Here is a 16,627-nt window from a genome sequence, read left to right as displayed (position 1 = left end):
TTATGAGTGAGAAAGAAAAAGAAGGTCAATTAAGTGAAGAAGAGAAGGCAGAACTTCAAAAGTCAGAAAAAGGGGCTGTAATAGAACTATTAGTACCATTGGACACGTACTTATCTGCTGGAGTACATATAGGTACACATACATGCACTAAGTATATGGAGAAATTTGTTTATAGAGTTAGGCCAGAAGGTCTTTATGTTCTGGATGTAAGAAAAATTGACGAAAGATTAAGAATAGCAGCAAGGTTCTTATCTCGCTTTACTCCAGAAAATATTTTGGCAGTCACTTCAAGACCATATGCTTTTACTCCAGTAACTAAGTTTGCTGAAGTTATTAGAGGAAGGGCTATTGTAGGTAGATTTCCACCAGGAATACTTACAAATCCTCAATTACCTAATCATATAGAACCGGAAGTTATAGTAGCTACAGATCCTAGAACTGATTTACAAGCTATAAAAGAAGCATCAAAAGTTGGTATACCAGTAGTAGCTTTTGCAGATACTGATGCTAAGGTTGATTTTGTCGATTTCATAATACCAGCTAATAATAAAGGAAGAAAATCGCTTGCATTACTTTATTGGGTCTTAGCAAGACAGATTTTGAGAGAGAGAAGGGAAATACCACCAGAAGGAGAAATTCCTCAGAGAGTTGAAGACTTTGAGACGAGGCTAGTAGAATGATAAGATTACCAGCTGTTGCTGGTGCATTTTATGAAGGAGAAGAAGATAAGTTAAAAAAACAAATAGAATGGAGTTTTTTACACCCTTTAGGACCTGGGAAAATCCCTCAAGTACCTCCTCAAAGAAGTAAAAGAAATAATCTTTTCTTTATAGTCCCTCATGCTGGTTATATGTATAGTGGTCCAGTTGCTGCTCATGCTTATTATTATTTAGCTTCTGAAGGCATACCAGACACTGTAATAATATTAGGTCCTAATCATACTGGTTTGGGTTCTTATGTTTCCTTATGGCCTAAAGGAAAATGGAAAACACCTTTAGGAGAAATTGAGATTGATGAACAAATAGCTATGGATCTAGTTAGAGAATCCGAAGTAATAGATATAGATGAAAAAGCTCACCTTTATGAACATTCGATAGAAGTGCAAGTTCCTTTCTTACAATATTTCTTTGATTCAAAAACAAAAATCGTACCAATAGTAATTATGATGCAAACACCGGAAATTTCTGAGTATTTAGCTGAGGGAATTGCTAAGATTATGCAGAAGTATAAAGATAGAGACATCGTAGTTATAGCAAGTAGTGATATGAATCATTATGAACCTCATGAAAAGACAATAGAAAAAGACAATATGGCAATAGAAAAAATACTAAGCCTAGATTATAAGGGTTTATTTAATGTTGTTGAAGAAAAAGATGTAACGGCATGTGGTTTTGGTCCAATGATGACAGTATTAATACTAGCTAAGAAATTCAATAAGAAGCCATATGTGCTAAAGCATGCAACATCTGGAGATACTTCTGGAGATAAAAGTTCTGTGGTAGGATATCTTTCAGTGAGGTTCGGTGATTAGTTTACCAATAGCACTATTTGGAATACCACTTAAAGGTGTGAATAATCCAATTCTTGTAACATTTGCTAGTGCTAATGTAGAAATAATTACTGAGCCCTCTGAATTACCAGATCAATTTTTCACTTATTTTAAGGAAGCTACTGGTTTCGAATGTAATGTTAATTTGAACTTAAGAGGGAAGATACCTTATGCCACTAAATATGTTTACTTATCCCAGCTATATTTTCAAGAGGCAATAAAAAAATGCAGTCTTCCAATTTCCAATGAAGAAATGAACGATATACTTAGTATGATTGACGATGCAATTTATAATTCTGAATTAATAAGAGGATTAAGAAGAGCCTTGATATTAGGAAAAGACATCTTATATCGTGATGAAGAAGATCCCGTTCCTATAAACTTAAAGAAATTTAAAATTGAGTTACTTTATAGTTACCCTCTTCCTGATAACTATAACTATATTGATAATTCATTAATTCATTTACTAGGAATTTTACCGGTGGAATTTGCTGAAACACAAGATGTAAATTTAATAAGAGTTGAAAACGGACTATGGTTTTCCTTATACTCTATCCCATCTCCCGTCAGATTAGATTGGAAAATAATTTGGGATTTAAATTATGCTAGTGTTATTGAATTAAGGGGTGAAGAACATTTCAATAACTAATCGTAAGATAGAACATGTAGAGATCTGTTTATATGAAAATGTAGAATTTGGAAGTACATTATTTGAGGATGTTACTCTTATTCATCAATCCTTGCCAGGTTTCTCATTAGCTGATGTTAGCACAACTACTAATTTCTTAGGTAAAAAGATGTCAGCCCCTATCATAATTACTGGAATGACGGGCGGTTTACCAGAATTAGGTAAAATAAATGAAACAATAGCCGAAGTAATAGAAGAGTTAGGTTTAGGTATGGGGGTAGGAAGTCAGAGAATTGCTATAGAGAAAAAAGAAACAAAAGAAACTTTTTCCATAGTTAGGAAAAAAGCACCAAATTCTCCAATAATAGCAAATTTAGGTGCTCCTCAGTTTGTTAAAGGTTATAGTCTTGAACAAGTAGAAGAAGCTATTCAAATGATTGAAGCAGATGCAATAGCTATTCATTTTAACTCTGCTCAAGAAGTATTCCAACCAGAAGGAGAACCAAATTATTCTATTGAAATTCTCTATAAACTTATTGATATCTCAAAATCCCTTAAAGTTCCGATTATAATTAAGGAATCTGGATCTGGATTATCAATGGAAGTTACTAAAATGTTTTATGAGAATGGAATAAAATACTTTGATACTTCTGGAACAGGAGGAACAAGTTGGGTTTCAGTTGAAATGTATAGAGGGTTAAGGAGAAATAATTGGAAGGCTGAAAGTGCTAAATTATTTTTAGATTGGGGTATCCCAACTGCTGCCTCAATTGTAGAAGTAAGAAGCATTGCGCAAGATGGGACTATAATTGGTAGCGGTGGAGTAAGGAACGGATTAGAAGTGGCTAAAGCAATAGCATTAGGAGCAGATATTGGTGGATTTGCATTACCGGCATTAAAGGCTGCGGTTAAAGGAAAAGAATCTTTAATGAACTTTTTAAAGAAGGTTATATTCGAGCTAAAGGTTGCTATGTTCTTAAGTGGTAATAAAACTATAGGCGAACTTAAAAAAACGCCTATAGTTATTAGAAAAGAATTAAGAAACTGGCTTGATTCTAGAGGGATAAATTTATCTTATTATGATAGTGTTAGAAAGAGAAGAGTATGAGTTTTGAAGATTATTTTAATAGGATAGTCGAAAACGTTAACATAAATATAGAAAAATACTTAAAAGGAGATATAAAAGAGTTATATGAAGCTTCTTTTTATTTATTTAAAGCTGGAGGTAAAAGATTAAGGCCATTAATTCTAGTTTCATCAGCTGACCTTTTAGGAGGAGATTTAAATAGAGCTTACTTAGCTGGTGCATCTGTAGAAGTTCTTCATACTTTTACTTTGATTCATGATGATATAATGGATGAAGATACAACAAGAAGAGGAATGCCTACAGTTCATGTAAAATGGGGTATACCAATGGCAATTTTGGCTGGTGATTTACTACATGCCAAAGCTTTTGAAATTTTGAACGACGCTTTTAGGGGTATGAATAGTAATAAAATAACTAGAGCGTTTGAAATTTTTACGAAAGCAATAATAATTATTTCTGAAGGTCAAGCTTTAGATATGCAGTTTGAGGATAAAGTCACGGTAAGTGAGGAAGAGTATTTAGATATGATAAAAAGAAAAACAGCAATGTTATTTTCTTCATCTGCAGCCTTAGGTGGTTTAATCGCTACTGATAACGAAAAAGAAATTCAAGCATTAGCAGATTATGGCTTGAATTTAGGTATTTCTTTTCAAATAGTTGATGATATTTTAGGCCTCATAGCAGACGAGAAAGAATTGGGAAAGCCTATTTATAGTGATATTAGGGAAGGCAAGAAAACAATACTAGTAATTAAGACTATGAAAGAAGCTAATGAAGATGAAAAGAAAATACTTCTAAAAACTCTAGGAAATAAAAATGCTAGCAAAGATGAGCTTATAGCTGCGGCTGAAATTATAAGGAAATATTCTCTAGAATATGCTTACAATAATGCTGAAGAATATGCAAGAAAAGCAATAGAAGCATTAGAGTCTATTGATTGGAAAAATGATGAGGCTGGAAAGGCTTTAAAATATTTAGCAGAGTTTACGGTAAAAAGGAGAAAATGAATCTGGCAACAATCATTATCTCAGCAATAATAGGGTATCTTGTTACTTATATATCAACTAAATGGGTTATTAATATAGCAAAAAGTAGAGGGTTCGTAGGAAAAGATATAAACAAGCCAGATAAACCAGAGATTCCAGTTTTAGGAGGAGTAAGTATAGTTGCTGGTTTTATTGCTGGAGCATTCACTTTTCTATTATTTTCTAATGATTCCCCAAGATCAGAAATAATAGAAAAAGTAATTGTTTCAGTCTTATTATCTTCACTTTTAATAGGTTATTTAGGTATTCTAGATGATATATTTAACTTAAGGCAATCAATAAGAGCTTTTCTACCTATATTTGCTTCTGTTCCACTCATATTGTATAGTTCTGGGCATTCTATTATCTCTATACCATTCTTAGGTCAAATAGACTTTGGAATATTTTTTTACATAATTATCTTACCTGCTGTATTAACGATAACAGCCAATGCATTTAACATGCTAGAGGGACTTAACGGTTTAGGTGCCGGTATGGGGTTAATTATGGCTTCGGCTTTAGCTTACATAGGGTTAAGATCAAACGGTCCTACATTTTATGCTGGCGTAATGGCTTTAATTTTAGCATTTGTTCTCTTTTCTTTCCTATTATTTAATAAGTACCCTGCAAAAATATTTCCGGGGAATATAGGAACATATTTTATAGGTTCTGTTATAGGCTCGATTGGTATAGCTGGTTATATGTATACTGCGTTATTCTTCCTTTACATTCCATATGCCGTAGAATTCTTCTTAAAAGCTAGAACAAAATTTAAGGGAGTATCATTTGGTAAGATATCTCCTGATGGTTATCTTTATTGGGATGGTAAACCTAACTCATTAACTCATGTGGTTATGAAACTAGGAAAATTTAAAGAATATCAAATAGTTGCAATATTATGGGGAATTGAATTAATATTTGCAATATTAGCAATAATCTTCCAAGAGATAGTCATAAAGATATAAATTTTTTATACTGTATAAATAAAAGGAATATGAATGAGAGCAGCAATATTATTTAACTATAAGGAACCATTAAAAATTGAGGAAGTAGAAATAGAAGATCCTAAAGAAAACGAGGTTATGGTACAAGTAGCTGCGACTGGATTATGTCATTCAGATGTTAATGTGTTTGTTGGAGCAACGCCTGTACCACCACCAGTAGTTGCTGGGCATGAAATAGCCGGAATTGTAAAGAAAGTAGGTCCTGGTGTAACTAGAGTAAAACCTGGAGATAGAGTGATTTCAGCGTTTATTCATCCTTGTGGGAAATGCAGAAACTGTATATCTGGACATGAAAATCTTTGCGAAACATTTTCTTCTGTAAGATTAAAAGGTACAATGTTCGATGGTACTACCAGGTTAAGATTAAAAAATGGCACAGCAGTTAGGACATTTCTTGGAGGAGGATTTGCTGAATATGCAATAGTTCATGAAAACGCATTAACAGTTGTTCCTCAAGACATGGATTTACAAAAGGTTGCAGTATTAGGTTGTGCAGGAATTACTGGATATGGTGCGGTAGACTCGGCTAAAATTGAACCAGGTGAAACAGTAGCAGTTGTTGGAGTAGGTGGCGTTGGTCTTTCAGTTATACAATTACTCAAAGCAAGTGGAGCTGGAAGGATAATTGCCTTAGGAACAAAGAAATGGAAACTTGAAAAAGCCATGGAGTTGGGTGCAACTGATGTTATAAATACAAAAGAAACAGATCCCATTAAAACACTAAAAGAAATAACTAACGGAGGGCCAGATGTAGTTATAGAAGCTGGTGGGACACAAGAAACAGTGCAAATGGCAATAGAAAGTGTGAGAATTGGTGGAAGAGTTGTCTTAGTAGGATTACCACCAGTTTCAGCGCAAATTCCATTAAGAATAGCAATGATTGTAAGAAATGGAATAACTATAATTGGAAATTATGGAGGTAGACCTAGGATTGATATGCCCAGATTGTTAGAGTTAGTAAGATCTGGAAAATATGATCCAAGTAAGTTAGTTACTGGTAAATATAGATTAGAGGAGATAAATGAGGCAGTAAAATTATTAGAAGAAGGAGAAGCTATAAGAAGTTTGATAGTTCCATGAATAAAGGTATAATTTTTGATCTAGATGGTACCCTAGCTAATACGGCTTTTATTCATAAAGAAGCTTGGGAAATAGCACTATCTAAACTCGGTATAAACACAGATATACAAATAGAGACTTTGTTGGGAAGAAAAACTGCTGAAATAGCAAAAATTTTAGCTAAAGACAAATGGAAGGAGTTAATGAATATAAAAAATAATGTGTATCTGGATTTGGTTAAGAGAAAAGCTAAAGGAACAAGGTGTTCGAAAGAAATACTACAAAAGGCTAAAGAACTCGGATATAAGACAGCTATAGTTACCTCGTCTAACACTATATCAGCGATAGAAGTTCTAAACACTATTGGAATTTCAGTTGATTTACTTATAACGTCTGATGATGTTATAAATGGTAAACCAGACCCAGAAGGGATACTATTGGCAATAGATAAACTAAACCTTAATCCAGCATTATCAATAGGAATAGGAGACACTGAAGTTGATGCAATAGCCTTTAAAAAAGCAAGATTAGGCAAAATATATCTAGTAAGATCAGAAGTACCTATTGATGTTGAGAAGTTAACAAGTCTAGGAATAAAAATAGTGAACTCTTTATGCCAAATTATGAATGAGTTAAACTCTTAAAGAACTTTTATAATTTATATTTGGGTCGGGTAGGGTGGGGAGTCTCGCCAGCTCCTGTAACCCCGTGGCGTAATGGGGCACCAGTAACCCTTATGCCATGATACCTACCTCTCTAGATCCCAGCTGAACGATGAGCACCGCCCGGTGGGGCGAGACGGACGCGAATCTCCTCTCTGGAGGGAGAGGGGATATCGCGTCAACCGGAGGAATCGGCCAGGTCCGGAAGGGAGCAACCGTGTCCGGCCGTCCGCGTTCACCGGTCACCGGTGTGAGAAAGGCTGGGGGTAAATCTAGAGAGGAAAGGATCATGGCATAAGGGGGCCGACCCATCTTATAATTTAGGAATTATGACCAAAACTCTTACTCGAAAAAATTTATATAGTTGTTGTAATAATATTAGTATGCCGGGGTCGCCTAGCCCGGTTAGGGCGGCGGCCTGCTAAGCCGCTGGGGTCCGTCCCCGCGCGGGTTCAAATCCCGCCCCCGGCGCCATTATAATATATTTGCAGCTTCTAACATTTATGAATGTACACTATTTATCAACGTTTCTAATTAACAGCAATATGATAGTATATTTCTCTTTTTATAACTATATATAATATAAATTATTATATAGATATTTTCATTTGTATTTTGTTATATGAGTTTGTTAAAAAGTATATTAAAACATTTTAAGCATCTAATTATAGGTACTTGTTAGAGAAAATAAACATCTCCGTTAATTAGTCTATTATTTAGAAAAGACTTTGATCAAATGATAAAATATATTCAATAATTATGCATTTTAGTTTTTTTAAACCATTATATAATATTAAACTCAGTTAATCATAAAAAACGTAACTTTTATAAAAATAAGATTTAAAAAAGGGATAGCGAAATTAAAAATGGTGAATCATAGTGGGACTTAAGGATATTATAGTTGCATTATTCCAATTAGATAAAGATTGGACTACTAGAATTGTTATGGGAATGTTGGTATTAGGTGTTATATGGGGATTATTAGGTGTTATTGATTCACTAATGGTTAGAATACAAGAAACGATGTGGAGTACATATGGTGTTTTACCGTTTACACCACAAGAGTATTATGCAGGAATAACATTACATGCTGAAAGAGATCTATTTGGTTTTGCGCAACAAGTAATTTATGCAATAATAATTTACTTTACTATAAAATTACTTAATCTTCAACCAAGAGCTAAATGGTTATTAAATCTTGCTTTTGTGTTGTTAAATATTTCTATGATGTTCATGGAAGGACCAATACTAATTGTAACTGCTCAGGGTTTTGATAATTACTTCTCAGCAACTTCTTGGTATTATCTTTCACCAATTGGTATTCCAAACTATTCATTATACGTAGTTAGCCCCTTATTCTTCATAGGTTGGATATTAAATGATGCGTTTGTCTATTTAGCAGGTATTTGGATAGTGTATCATTACTACTTAGCATCAAAACAAATTAAAGAAAAATTACCAGTACCATTAGTCTTCTTCTTAATGATTATCTTACTTTTCATGATTGGATATTCTGGTGTTACTGTCGCTGATGTTTGGGATATATTAGCTTTTGCTGGTGTTGTCGGATTAAATGTAATTGCTAACCAGATTGCATTCTGGATATTTGGTCACGCAGTAGTCTATATGGCGTGGTTACCAGCTGTTGCTGCAATGTATTTATTAATTCCAACTTTAGCAAACAAACCACTTTATAGTGATAAAATGGGTAGAGTTGCGGCTGTACTTTACTTAATCTTCTCCAATAATATACCAATTCATCACTTATACATGGTTAACTTACCAGTTGCTCTAAAGGTATTACAAGAGATATTAACCTATGCTGTAACTGTACCAACATTTATGACATTCCTTAACTTATGGGCTACTGCTAAGGGAGCTAATGTTTCATGGAATGTAATTACAGCTTTTACTGCTACTGGCTTTGCTGGTTCAATATTAGCTGGTGTTACTGGGATTTCAAATGCAACAATTTCCTTTGATGCAGTAGTTCATAATACTATGTGGGTAGTTGGACACTTCCATGCTATGATCTTATTAGGTATTGTTCCAGAAGCTATGGCAGTATTATACTTCATGTTACCAATGATGACTGGTAGGAGCTGGTATTCGATAAAGGCTGCATGGATTCACTTCTGGGGCTATTTGATAGGATCTGTATTTTTAGTTATAGGTTTTGAATTACTAGGTCTAGATGGAATATTAAGAAGGGCTGAAATAGTTCCTAGAGTTCCATATATTATAGATGCTGAGAATTTGGCTACTGTTGGAGCAATTATTGCTGAATTAGCTACATTAGTTTGGTTCTTAAACTTAGTAATGTCACTAGTAAAAGGTAGAGTATTAAAGGCTGAAGGTTTATCATTAGGCCAATTAATTAATACTGTAGCAATGCAATTAGATTGGTCTAACTCTGGCTTTAGCTTAAGAGATATAGAAATAAAGTTAAATCATTCAAGGCTAAGTAAAAAGGCTATTGCTGGATGGTGGGGAATTGCAATATTTGGTGCTATCCTAATAATCATAAGTGCTATTCCACTAGTTCTAGTTGGTGATGCCTCTAATCCAGCTGATCCATTAGAATGGGCATGGATCTCCTTACTTACTTTAGGTATAATTTTATCTGCTATAGGTGCATTAAAAGGGGCTAAGACAGTTTAAGTTAGTTAATTTTTTATTATATGAAGTTTATTTTAAAACTTGTAAATTTGGTGGGGAAATATGAAGAAAGAAACTTGGGAATGGATTTGGACTGGATTTGCAATTTTACTTTTAGCAATAGTTGTAGTTACAACTTTACCTCAAGTATTTACTGTTGGAGGTACGTCTACTGTTTTTTCTGCTGATATTCCATCAAACACTCCTACTTCAATGGTGATACAAACTACTGTATACGCTGAAGAGTACGTATTTATGGTTCAAGAACATGGAGGAGGAATAGATTCAGAATTAGTGTTACCAAATGGTACAGTTTTGCCATACTACTATAATCTAATGGTAGTTCATCCCGGTCAGTATCTGAATATGACGATGTATGCTGTTATGGGCAAGACTGCAACTGAGAACATGTATATACCAGTATATAATTCCAAGTATGTTGTAGATACTCAAATTGTACCTGGACTAACTCAATATGCTGTATGGTATGCTGCTACTTCAAGTGGTACACCAATCGCTGAAGGTGCATACGCATTCTTAGATGGTGAATATAACGGTCCATGGTTCTCTTATGATGTAGGTGAAATATTAGTTATTCCAACAAGTGGTTATTTCTCACCTAATGATATAAGCAGTTACATTAGCTCTTCAAACGCCGCGCACTCTAGTGGCCTAGTCGGTGACCCCTATAATCCACCAATAATAGTAGTCTCAGGTTCCTCACCAGTGTTATATGCAGTCTCCGATAAATACGCTGCATTTAATGATTCAATACCCGGTCCGACATTTATAATAAATGCTAACTCAACTGCTACATTAAAACTATACATACCGACTCCAGATAATGATCATAATTGGCTGGACAATTATACTGCTAGTGGGACTCCAGAACCAATGACTGGTCTGTATGTTGGTGTCTATGCAGTTTGGTGGAATGGTACAATAACTCCAGTAGCATATCAAATGCTTAATGCATCAACATATAATACTTATATGACATTTACATTTAGGGCAAATGCACCAGCATATGTTTATGGAATTATTTATCCAGCATACTATGTATATAACTTAGATGGAATGTCTAATCCGCTAACTGGTGAACAAGCAGGTTATTTAATGTCTTTATGGGGAACAATTTTGGTTGAAGGGTGATAAAAATGGTTAGCTTCTTTAAGCTATTAGGAATTGGATATGTATTAGCAATAGCTGGGTTAGTTTGGGAAATCTCAGAAATAACACTTCATCAAGCTGCAGTACCATACGTACTGCCATTTACTATTGCAGCATTTATCGGCTTTCTAGCGTACTTCTTGTTCGTATATTTTGCACCAACAGAAGAGGAAGAAAGTCATAAGTAAAGTAATTTTTTAAAGTTATTTTCTATTTTTTTCTCTACTTCTTGAATATCAATGTTTTTTAATTCTGCAATCTTCTCTATTGTTAATTGTACATTACATGGTTCGTTTCTAATCATCTTCTCATGAGCCATAAAAGGTGAATCAGTTTCAGTTAAAATATATTCTAAGTCCACATTTTTTATGATCTCTTGTCTTGTTTTATCTCTCAAAAGTATTGGAGGCATAGAGATTAATCCACCTAATTCAATAACTCTTTTTGCATTTTTTATACTTCCTTCAAATGCATGAATAACAAACTTAACCTTATATGATGATAAAATGGTAACAAGGTCATTAAATCCTCCTCTAACGTGTATAATTAATGGTTTTTGCTCTTTTTCACCTATCTCTAAAAACCTAGATAAGATCTCTATTTCTTTCTTTCTTAGTTCATCTTCTTTTACCCAAAAATAATCTAATCCTACTTCACTAATTATTCTTGCCTTTTCAACAAGTTCTAAACATTTATCTAATTCATTTATTTTATCTTTGACAAATTCTGGGTGAAATCCTACTGCTGCGATAACATTACTATATTTTTTTTCTAATTCAAGCGATTTTAAGTTACTTTCTAAATCTACTCCTGCATTTACTACTATTATGTTACATTTTTTTAGTATTTGATCTCTGTCTTTATCAAAATCCTTAACATCTATATGAGCGTGCGCATCTACTAGCATTTAATAAAAGAAGAGAAAAAAGAAAATTTATGTTTATTTCCATGGTTCTCTTAGTACTTGTATTTTAATTACGTTTTCATTCTCATCGAAAACTACCTTTACAAGATCTCCTTCTTTTATTTGAAACTTTTGCCTTATTTTAGCTGGTATGGTAACTTGATAGTTTCTTGATACTTTAACTATTTCTTCGACAGCCATCTATCTCACAAGTTAATGTATATTGATACTTATATTTAAAACTTTACTATAGTAGGGAAAAGTCAGATTTAAATAGATAAAGCGAAAATAGTAGTAAATGTGATTATTCTTCATTTATACAAACTAGAAGTTTCAATTCCTTATGCAATAAATATTGATATGTAAGTTTAACTGATTAGTAAAGGTCTCTTTAATTATAACGAAAAAATATAAATAGGAGTAATAATAGAATCTTTATTTGTGATATAAATGTCTCAAACTCAGATTAGTGGGACAAGAATAAAATTACCCTCTGGAAAGGATGCTGGATTAGTGGATATTCTGTCATTTTGTTATGGTCTATCAGAGACGGATGTACAAGTATTAATAGCTTTAGCAAAATCTGAGGCAAGGGGAACTGAAGATTTAGAATCTGATTTAAAGTTATCTAAAGCATCAATCAATAGGAGCCTAAATAAGCTCTTGGAAATGGGTTTAGTGATGAGGATAAAAGAACCTGGTAACAAGGCTGGAAGGCCAAGATATCTTTATAAAACAAAGGATTATAATGAATTGAAACAGAAAATTCTAAGTGATATTAAAGATTGTGCTGAAAAGATGGCACAGTTAGTAGATCAAGAATTTAGTAGTTCATAGATCTGTGTGATTTTTTCTAATAGAAGACTTTCTAGTTCTTTTCTCCATCTTAATACTCCGTTTATTATTATGCCTTTAACAAGATTCCCAGTGGCGTAATATACTAAGTGTGATAATAGTCTATCTCTAAAAAGAGGGTATATTTTGTTTTTATCCAATAAGACAAGATCAGCTATATTTCCTTCTTTTATATATCCACCCGGTAAATCTAAGAGTTTGTATCCATTTAAGGTAGCTATTTTAAATAAATGCCATGCTTTAACGTCAGTATTCCAATACATTTGTCTTTGAAGTAAAACTCCATATTTCATTTCTATGAATAGATCTAAAGAATTATTGCTTGCAGGTCCGTCAGTTCCCAAAGTTATATTTACTCCCTTATTAAACATATCAAACAGGGGGAACGAACCACCTGTTGCTAATTTCATGTTAGATGTAGGGCAATATGTTACTGTGGCATTTTTAAGAAGGTCAATCTCCCAACTAGCTATCCAACCAACATGAACTAATTGAATTTTTCTGTTTAACAGTCCTAGGTGGTTTAAATACTCTATTGGGAATACGCCATATTTCTTTTTTATCTCATAAATTTCTTTTCTGGTTTCAGATACATGAATATGAACCCATTCATTTAATTCTTCTTGCAATTGTATTGCTAACTTTAATGTATTTTCACTTACGGTATATACACTATGTACATTTATTATAGGTTTAAAATATGTTGTAGGAGTTAAATTTCTTTGAAGTTTATCAATAAAGTAAGGATCATTTAATGAGTCAAGAAATGTGAATCCAGCAAAAGCTCTTATTTTGTATATTTCTGCTAATTCTTTAACGTCCAGCGGATTAAAATACATGTCTACAAACGCTGTAATTCCATTAATTAGCATCTCAAGTATGGAGATTTCAGAACCTAATCTCATTAGTTTTTTGTCAAAATTTTTCTCAAACTCCCATATCTTATTTAACCATTCACTTAATTCTGCATCATCATAATACCCTCTTAATATGCTCATTGGCGTATGAGTATGTGCATTTACTAGACCGGGTATAACTATAAAGTCACTACAATCTATTTCATCTCCTTCAACTTCTTTCCCTATATTTTTAATGATTCCATTCTCAATTACAATGTTGTTGTTTTCTATGATAGAATCGTAATTTACAATAAAGCTGCAATTTTTTAATGTATATGTGTTATTATAAATCTCCACTCGTATTCACTTATTTTCTTTTTATAACCTTCAATCTTTAATTCTCTTTTGAACAATGGTGCGTAAACCACAAAAGTTTCAGCTTCTCCTCCTTCAAATGCCGGGTTAAATCCAAATTTTCTGGCTCTTTCAATAATGATCTCAACATCTTTTTCAGTTATAATTTTTCCTAGCAACTCAAAGGGAAAACCGTATGCTGTTGCTGAGGTTATTATAAATTTAAATCCCTCCTCAATAAGTTCTCTAAGGTATTCATCTTGCTTTTTCCTCCATAAAGGTGAATATGTTTTTAATCCTACTTCTTCTGCTATTATGTTAATATTTAGCCTTTGGTAATCTGAAAGTAGTGCACCAGTTACAATTCCACGAGCACCAAGCTCCTTTGCTTTTTTAAATGCTATTTTTAAATCTTCTAGTTCTTTATCTTTTTCTCCAGAAGTAGGAATTTGTAAAAGGGGGATTCCAAGAACTTCTGCCTGATATTTCGTAAGTTCAACGTTAGGAACTTGAAACATCCATGAATATTCTTTCTTTGGAAGAAGAGTAATAAGGCACAAGATTTCAAAACCTTTGAACATAGCCCAATGTAAGGAATACGTACTATCTTTACCTCCAGAGAATAAGGTGCAAATTTTCATAGTTTGTAACAGTAGATTATATGTTCAGTTTCTCCTAATATTCCCATTGCCTTTACTCTTTTTGTATCATAAAGTGTAAGATGATCATATCGGAAATCATGAGATATTACTCTCAATCCTTTCTTACCATAATTTAATATATAAGGCTCTAAGAGTTCATTAGTTCTTGTAGATAAATAGGAAAGCAATATATCTGCTTTAGGGAGTAAAATAGGAGCCATAGTAAGCATATCGCCACAAATTATTTCTATTGATTTATCCTCATAAGCTTCTTTGCATAATCTCTTATCTATTTCTACACCTATTGCTAATTTTACATTAAATTGCTTTTTCGCTATTATCAAGGGCCTAGCATTACCCGCACCTAGATCAAGTACTATATCGCCTTTCTTAGCATTAGCACATTTTAGCATTTCTATCGCAACTTCATCTGGTGTAGGTACGAACGGTACTAACACTTTTGGTTACCTTGTATAATGTATTTGCTAAGCGTGTATTTATCTGGTATTTTAAAAAAATCCATCCAAGAGTTAATATTTTTGAGTTGAAATAATGAAAAACCGTGAAGTTGAAGTTCATAGGTACCTATAAAATAAATCGTATTAGCAAAATTAAGGAGATGTTGTAAAGAAGAGACACTTTTAATATTTTTTCTCAGAAGTTTCACTGAATAACATGCTAGTAACGGTTGTTCTTCTTCTTCTAAAATAATACTTATTTCACTGTCTTTACTACAAATAAAATCTGCTAAATCGTATGTTATGAAAGGAAAATCGCAACCGGTTATAAAGACTTTATTATTAGTAAGATAAGGTAAAGCTAATTCTATTGCTTTTACTGGACCTTTTCTTTCTGTATCTATTATTTGGATGCCATGAAAGATATTTCTCTTTTTATGGGTAACTATAATAGGATTTTGAAAATTATCCGCTATTCTTTCTAGAAATGTTTTCCCGTCAAGTTCATATGAGCATTTATCAGATCCAAATCTTTTTGATTCTCCTCCAGCTAAAATAATTACATCAAAGGAATTTTTGAATTTCAATCTCTTCTCCTCTTTTATGGATCTTTCCCCTTGAAAGGTAACCAAAACCATCAGCTTTAATTAGTTCACTGTACAACCCTGTACCCCATCTTAAAGGAAAAGCTTCCCCATTTTCAATTCTAAACAAATAAGTTGAGTCCATTTTATGCTCTACATACATATCTTTGCCTAACTTAACCTTTACAAATTTTCTTATCTCACTATCTAACATTCTAGATATAATATGAAGTCCATGTTCATGAAAAACAGTTACTGCTGACACAACTTGTCCTGGCAAGCTTACAATTGGTGTTTCTTCTAGCAATCCTACACCACCCCTTTTTATAATGTTTACACTTACCCCTTCAAACAAAAGTTTTCCTAGCTCTGCAACAAGTTTTTTAACATAATCTTTTTCTCCTACTGAAGAACCCCCTATAAAGAAAATAATATCACAAGATTCTTTCATTTCAATTAATTTCTGTTTTATGCTTTCTTTTTCATCTCTAACTACACCATAATAGGTTGCTTTTCCAATTTTTTCGAGTATTGATAGAATAATTGGCGATATTGAATCTGGTATAAGCTCTGGTAAGGGATCATTAAACGGAGATATTTCATCCCCAGATGCTATAACACAACTCTTTATATTCCCTATTTTCACTTTCCTTATACCCTGATAAGTTAATATTCCAAGATGATAAGGAGTTAATACATCTCCTTTCTTAACTATTAACTCTCCTTCTTTTACATCCTCACCTGCATATTTTATATCCTTTCCTTCAAAAACCTCTTCTCCTACAATTAATTCATTATTTATAACCTTTGAAGCTTCTATTCTAACTACTGCATCAGCGCCCTTTGGTATCGGTGCACCTGTGGCTACATAATATGCCTCGCCTTCCTTAAGTTCTGGGATTTCCTTAGACGAGGGAAATAATTTTCCAACTATTTTTAGTTTTCCATGTTTTTTATAGTCAGACACCTTAAACGCAAACCCGTCCATAGCGGATAAATTGACCTCTGGAATACTTTTTATTGCGTAGATATCTTCTAGGATAATTTTTCCTACTGAATTATAAATGCTTTCATATCTATAATAATTATACTTTGAAGAGATGTTAATATCAATTATTTTTCTAGCTTCTTCTAAGCTTATTAGCACATT

General features: G+C 33.1%; 19 protein-coding genes, 1 tRNA gene and 1 other RNA gene. 14 read left to right on the top strand and 7 right to left on the bottom strand.

Annotated features, from left to right (window positions below; all coding sequences use genetic code 11):
• Positions 1-2 precede the first annotated feature (2 nt).
• From rpsB to D1869_RS11210, 13 genes are all read left to right on the top strand, one after another.
• Positions 3-680, top strand: coding sequence for a 30S ribosomal protein S2 (gene rpsB, locus D1869_RS11270; protein ID WP_010980137.1), 678 nt, complete (start codon positions 3-5; stop codon positions 678-680).
• Positions 677-1,531, top strand: coding sequence for an AmmeMemoRadiSam system protein B (gene amrB / locus D1869_RS11265; protein WP_156015173.1), 855 nt, complete (start codon positions 677-679; stop codon positions 1,529-1,531). The genes rpsB and amrB overlap by 4 nt, the downstream gene beginning before the upstream one ends.
• A complete protein-coding gene (locus D1869_RS11260) occupies positions 1,524-2,198 on the top strand; it encodes a hypothetical protein (RefSeq protein ID WP_156015172.1) in 675 nt (224 codons plus the stop codon). The genes amrB and D1869_RS11260 overlap by 8 nt, the downstream gene beginning before the upstream one ends.
• Positions 2,176-3,285, top strand: a complete 1,110-nt coding sequence (gene fni, locus D1869_RS11255) for a type 2 isopentenyl-diphosphate Delta-isomerase (RefSeq protein WP_156015171.1) — start codon at positions 2,176-2,178, stop codon at positions 3,283-3,285. Before D1869_RS11260 ends, fni begins: the two co-directional genes overlap by 23 nt.
• Positions 3,282-4,271: a geranylgeranyl diphosphate synthase gene (gene gds / locus D1869_RS11250; RefSeq protein ID WP_156015170.1), complete on the top strand. Its 990-nt coding sequence runs from the start codon at positions 3,282-3,284 to the stop codon at positions 4,269-4,271. Before fni ends, gds begins: the two co-directional genes overlap by 4 nt.
• Positions 4,268-5,254 carry an MraY family glycosyltransferase gene (locus tag D1869_RS11245; RefSeq protein ID WP_156015169.1) on the top strand — a complete coding sequence of 329 codons (987 nt, stop codon included), beginning with the start codon at positions 4,268-4,270 and terminating at the stop codon, positions 5,252-5,254. The genes gds and D1869_RS11245 overlap by 4 nt, the downstream gene beginning before the upstream one ends.
• Positions 5,255-5,287: 33 nt before the next feature.
• The gene (locus D1869_RS11240) at positions 5,288-6,373 is read left to right on the top strand and encodes a zinc-binding dehydrogenase (protein ID WP_156015168.1); all 1,086 of its coding nucleotides are present in this window, start codon (positions 5,288-5,290) and stop codon (positions 6,371-6,373) included.
• Complete coding sequence (locus D1869_RS11235) at positions 6,370-6,996, top strand: HAD family hydrolase (RefSeq protein ID WP_156015167.1); 627 nt, start codon at positions 6,370-6,372, stop codon at positions 6,994-6,996. The genes D1869_RS11240 and D1869_RS11235 overlap by 4 nt, the downstream gene beginning before the upstream one ends.
• A 22-nt stretch (positions 6,997-7,018) precedes the next feature.
• Positions 7,019-7,324: signal recognition particle sRNA (gene ffs, locus D1869_RS11230), an RNA gene on the top strand.
• 75 nt (positions 7,325-7,399) lie between these two features.
• Positions 7,400-7,488: transfer RNA gene (locus D1869_RS11225), tRNA-Ser, on the top strand.
• A 405-nt stretch (positions 7,489-7,893) separates the two neighbouring features.
• A complete protein-coding gene (locus D1869_RS11220) occupies positions 7,894-9,675 on the top strand; it encodes a cbb3-type cytochrome c oxidase subunit I (RefSeq protein ID WP_156015166.1) in 1,782 nt (593 codons plus the stop codon).
• 60 nt (positions 9,676-9,735) lie between these two features.
• Entirely contained in the window at positions 9,736-10,824 is a 1,089-nt protein-coding gene (locus D1869_RS11215; RefSeq protein WP_156015165.1) for an oxidase, read from the top strand.
• 5 nt (positions 10,825-10,829) lie between these two features.
• On the top strand, positions 10,830-11,030 hold the full coding sequence (locus D1869_RS11210) for a hypothetical protein (RefSeq protein ID WP_010980125.1): 201 nt from the start codon (positions 10,830-10,832) through the stop codon (positions 11,028-11,030).
• Here the strand turns inward: D1869_RS11210 and D1869_RS11205 are convergent.
• Together D1869_RS11205 and D1869_RS11200 are read right to left on the bottom strand one after the other, a co-directional pair.
• The gene (locus tag D1869_RS11205) at positions 11,021-11,749 is read right to left on the bottom strand and encodes a TatD family hydrolase (RefSeq protein ID WP_156015164.1); all 729 of its coding nucleotides are present in this window, start codon (positions 11,747-11,749) and stop codon (positions 11,021-11,023) included. The genes D1869_RS11210 and D1869_RS11205 overlap by 10 nt on opposite strands.
• Before the next feature lie 33 nt (positions 11,750-11,782).
• Positions 11,783-11,947, bottom strand: a complete 165-nt coding sequence (locus D1869_RS11200; RefSeq protein ID WP_010980123.1) for an AbrB/MazE/SpoVT family DNA-binding domain-containing protein — start codon at positions 11,945-11,947, stop codon at positions 11,783-11,785.
• Between the two features lie 249 nt (positions 11,948-12,196).
• Here D1869_RS11200 and lrs14 point away from each other — a divergent pair, with 249 nt between their 5' ends.
• Entirely contained in the window at positions 12,197-12,583 is a 387-nt protein-coding gene (gene lrs14 / locus D1869_RS11195; protein ID WP_010980122.1) for an Lrs14 family HTH-type transcriptional regulator, read from the top strand.
• Here lrs14 and D1869_RS11190 read toward each other — a convergent pair.
• The 5 genes from D1869_RS11190 to D1869_RS11170 are packed head-to-tail and all read right to left on the bottom strand — an operon-like array spanning position 12,562 to position 16,624.
• A complete protein-coding gene (locus D1869_RS11190; RefSeq protein ID WP_156015163.1) occupies positions 12,562-13,797 on the bottom strand; it encodes an amidohydrolase in 1,236 nt (411 codons plus the stop codon). The genes lrs14 and D1869_RS11190 overlap by 22 nt on opposite strands.
• Positions 13,767-14,435 (bottom strand): diphthine--ammonia ligase, encoded by a 669-nt coding sequence (locus D1869_RS11185; protein ID WP_156015162.1) that lies wholly within the window; start codon positions 14,433-14,435, stop codon positions 13,767-13,769. The genes D1869_RS11190 and D1869_RS11185 overlap by 31 nt, the downstream gene beginning before the upstream one ends.
• Entirely contained in the window at positions 14,432-14,893 is a 462-nt protein-coding gene (locus tag D1869_RS11180; RefSeq protein ID WP_156015161.1) for a hypothetical protein, read from the bottom strand. Before D1869_RS11180 ends, D1869_RS11185 begins: the two co-directional genes overlap by 4 nt.
• The gene (locus D1869_RS11175; protein ID WP_231113616.1) at positions 14,887-15,480 is read right to left on the bottom strand and encodes an NTP transferase domain-containing protein; all 594 of its coding nucleotides are present in this window, start codon (positions 15,478-15,480) and stop codon (positions 14,887-14,889) included. The genes D1869_RS11180 and D1869_RS11175 overlap by 7 nt, the downstream gene beginning before the upstream one ends.
• Complete coding sequence (locus tag D1869_RS11170; protein ID WP_156015159.1) at positions 15,458-16,624, bottom strand: molybdopterin molybdotransferase MoeA; 1,167 nt, start codon at positions 16,622-16,624, stop codon at positions 15,458-15,460. The genes D1869_RS11175 and D1869_RS11170 overlap by 23 nt, the downstream gene beginning before the upstream one ends.
• Between the last annotated feature and the right edge of the window lie 3 nt (positions 16,625-16,627).

This window comes from Sulfurisphaera ohwakuensis, from assembly GCF_009729055.1.
In the GTDB taxonomy this organism is placed as follows: domain Archaea; phylum Thermoproteota; class Thermoprotei_A; order Sulfolobales; family Sulfolobaceae; genus Sulfurisphaera; species Sulfurisphaera ohwakuensis.
This window is presented reverse-complemented; position numbering and strand designations above follow the sequence as displayed.

Excerpts from the sequence above, each read along its gene's own strand:
- D1869_RS11245 (WP_156015169.1), top strand. The coding sequence starts at position 4,268 with ATGAATCTGGCAACAATCATTATCTCAGCAATAATAGGGTATCTTGTT.
- lrs14 (WP_010980122.1), top strand. The coding sequence starts at position 12,197 with ATGTCTCAAACTCAGATTAGTGGGACAAGAATAAAATTACCCTCTGGA.
- D1869_RS11240 (WP_156015168.1), top strand. The coding sequence starts at position 5,288 with ATGAGAGCAGCAATATTATTTAACTATAAGGAACCATTAAAAATTGAG.
- rpsB (WP_010980137.1), top strand. The coding sequence starts at position 3 with ATGAGTGAGAAAGAAAAAGAAGGTCAATTAAGTGAAGAAGAGAAGGCA.
- D1869_RS11215 (WP_156015165.1), top strand. The coding sequence starts at position 9,736 with ATGAAGAAAGAAACTTGGGAATGGATTTGGACTGGATTTGCAATTTTA.
- D1869_RS11200 (WP_010980123.1), bottom strand. The coding sequence starts at position 11,947 with ATGGCTGTCGAAGAAATAGTTAAAGTATCAAGAAACTATCAAGTTACC.
- D1869_RS11205 (WP_156015164.1), bottom strand. The coding sequence starts at position 11,749 with ATGCTAGTAGATGCGCACGCTCATATAGATGTTAAGGATTTTGATAAA.
- D1869_RS11210 (WP_010980125.1), top strand. The coding sequence starts at position 10,830 with ATGGTTAGCTTCTTTAAGCTATTAGGAATTGGATATGTATTAGCAATA.
- D1869_RS11235 (WP_156015167.1), top strand. The coding sequence starts at position 6,370 with ATGAATAAAGGTATAATTTTTGATCTAGATGGTACCCTAGCTAATACG.
- amrB (WP_156015173.1), top strand. The coding sequence starts at position 677 with ATGATAAGATTACCAGCTGTTGCTGGTGCATTTTATGAAGGAGAAGAA.
- gds (WP_156015170.1), top strand. The coding sequence starts at position 3,282 with ATGAGTTTTGAAGATTATTTTAATAGGATAGTCGAAAACGTTAACATA.
- D1869_RS11185 (WP_156015162.1), bottom strand. The coding sequence starts at position 14,435 with ATGAAAATTTGCACCTTATTCTCTGGAGGTAAAGATAGTACGTATTCC.